The organism is Streptomyces sp. SM1, assembly GCF_002910825.1.
GTDB lineage: Bacteria > Actinomycetota > Actinomycetes > Streptomycetales > Streptomycetaceae > Streptomyces > Streptomyces okerensis.
Window position 1 is genome coordinate 1 of the sequence record NZ_NEUB01000051.1, and the last position, 2,053, is coordinate 2,053.

General features: G+C 70.0%; 3 protein-coding genes and 1 pseudogene. 2 read left to right on the plus strand and 2 right to left on the minus strand.

Annotated features, from left to right (window positions below; genetic code table 11):
- A partial coding sequence (locus tag B9S61_RS01050; RefSeq protein WP_103540486.1) for an ATP-binding protein occupies positions 1-429 on the minus strand: 429 nt, incomplete at its 3' end.
- A gap of 211 nt (positions 430-640) precedes the next feature.
- On the opposite strand from B9S61_RS01050, the gene B9S61_RS01055 reads away from it, so the two are divergent.
- Complete coding sequence (locus tag B9S61_RS01055; protein WP_103540484.1) at positions 641-1,501, plus strand: helix-turn-helix transcriptional regulator; 861 nt, start codon at positions 641-643, stop codon at positions 1,499-1,501.
- A 9-nt stretch (positions 1,502-1,510) separates the two neighbouring features.
- Positions 1,511-1,735: a DUF397 domain-containing protein gene (locus B9S61_RS01060; RefSeq protein WP_103540485.1), complete on the plus strand. Its 225-nt coding sequence runs from the start codon at positions 1,511-1,513 to the stop codon at positions 1,733-1,735.
- A gap of 99 nt (positions 1,736-1,834) precedes the next feature.
- On the opposite strand, the pseudogene B9S61_RS01065 reads toward B9S61_RS01060, so the two are convergent.
- Positions 1,835-2,053, minus strand: a pseudogene (locus B9S61_RS01065) (8-amino-7-oxononanoate synthase); the annotation flags it as partial.

Here is a 2,053-nt window from a genome sequence, read left to right on the forward strand (position 1 = left end):
GGCCTGGGCGGCTCCTGTCCAGGGGAGTTCGACCGAGACGGTCTTGCCGCCCTCCCGCGTGGGGCGGATTCTGAGCCTGCCCCCGCATTCCGCGGCCAGCCAGCGGATGATGACCAGCCCCCGCCCGTTGTCCTGCTGGACCGCGGCCGGCAGCCGCTTGGGGAACCGGGGGTGACTGTCCGTCACGCCGATGTGCACCCGTTCGTCACGGACCAGGACGACGTCCACCGTGAAGGTGGGTGACTGCCCGAACGTGTGCTGCACCGCGTTGGTGGCGAGTTCGGAGACGATCAGCCGGACGGTGTCGGCCAGCTCCGCGTCCGCCGGCATGCCCCATTCCGTGAGTGTCCCCACCGCATGGGCCCGTGCGGCGGAGACCGAGCCGGGATCGCTCGGCAGAGTGACGGATGCTTCCAGATGGTCTGCCATGGCGATGTCGTCCCTTTCCCACGGGCCGCGGTCCGACACGGGGCGGTTGGTTCGAGTACGGTCCCGCACTGGTGGTTCGTCGCCAGACTGCCATCCCCGCACGGCGCGGGGCGGCGATCCACCAAGATATGCATATATCTGTCGCTCAAAGCGGTGAACTCTGCGACGGGAGACCGTATCCGGGCGGCCCGGAAGGAGTAAGGAGAAACCCATGCAGCACGGGCCCGCGGTACGCCGCCGCAAACTGGGAGCCGAATTACGCGCGCTGCGCACCTCGGCGGGACTCACCAGCGGTGAGGCGGCCCGGCTCGCGGGCTGGCACCAGTCGAAGGTGAGCCGGATCGAGACGGGCACGAGCGGGGTGAAACCGGCCGACGTACGGTTACTGCTCGACGTCTACGGTGTGGCCGATCCGCAGCTGCGGGAGTTGCTGCTGGTGCTGTCGGGCACCGGTGACGACGGCGGCCGGCACCACTGGTGGCACGCCTACCGCGGTGTGCTGCCGCCGACCTACCGGGACTTCATCAGCCTGGAGTCGCAGGCGAGCGCGATGCGCACGCTGGAGACCACGGTGATCCCGGGGCTGCTGCAGACGCCGGAGTACGCGCGGGCGGTGACCGCGGCGGCGACCGAGGGCGCGTCGGAGGAACGTCTGGACACCCTGGTGGAGGTGCGGCTGGCCCGGCAGGACGTGCTGCGGACCGAGCCACCCCTGGAGCTGAGCGCGGTCCTGGACGAGGCGGTGCTGCGCCGGGAGGTCGGCGGTCCCGGAGTGATGGCCCGTCAGCTGAACCGGCTGGTCGAGGCGGCACGGTTGCCCCAGGTCCGGCTGCAGGTACTGCCGTTCTCCGCGGGGGCGCACATCGGGGTGACCGGTCCTTTCGTCATCTTTTCGTTTTCGCACACTTCGGATCTCGATGTTGTTGTTCTCGACCACTTGACGAGTAGCCTCTATCTGGAGGGGAAGGAAGACCTCCGGGCCTACTTGGAGGCCTTCAACGCCCTTTCCCTGCACGCTCTTTCACCCGAGGACTCGCTGGATTTCATCGCCGGCGCAGCAGCCGGCGCGTAAGGAGGCACGATGCCCGCACCGCCTCGGACCATCCCTTCCAGCCTCGCACTCCACGGTGTGCCATGGCTGCGCAGCAGCTACAGCACGGGTGCGAACAACTGCGTCGAGACGGCCAGGCCGACCTCCGGCCACCTGGCCGGGCTGCTCGCCGTGCGCGACTCCAAGGCCCCCGACGGGCCCGCGCTGCTCTTCTCCCCCGGTAGCTGGGCGGAGTTCGTGACCGCGGTCCGCTGACGGGACCCCGCACCGACCGACCGGCCCATCACCCGTCGATCCGACTGTCCGACTGTCCGCCGACCGTCATCGAGCGACGCACGGCCGTGCCCCGCCGACTCATGGCCGCGTCTCGCCGATCACTCGTACAGCGCGTTCGATCTCTGCCCCGGACAGGTCCGCGCGGGCGGTCAGCCTGAGCCGTGAGATGCCGTCGGGCACGGAAGGAGGCCGGAAGCAGCCCACGGACACGCCGGCCGCCCGGCAGTCGGCCGCCCATCGCACGGCCTGCTCCGGGGAAGGGGCCCGCACCGAGACGACCGCGGCGTCCGGACGTAC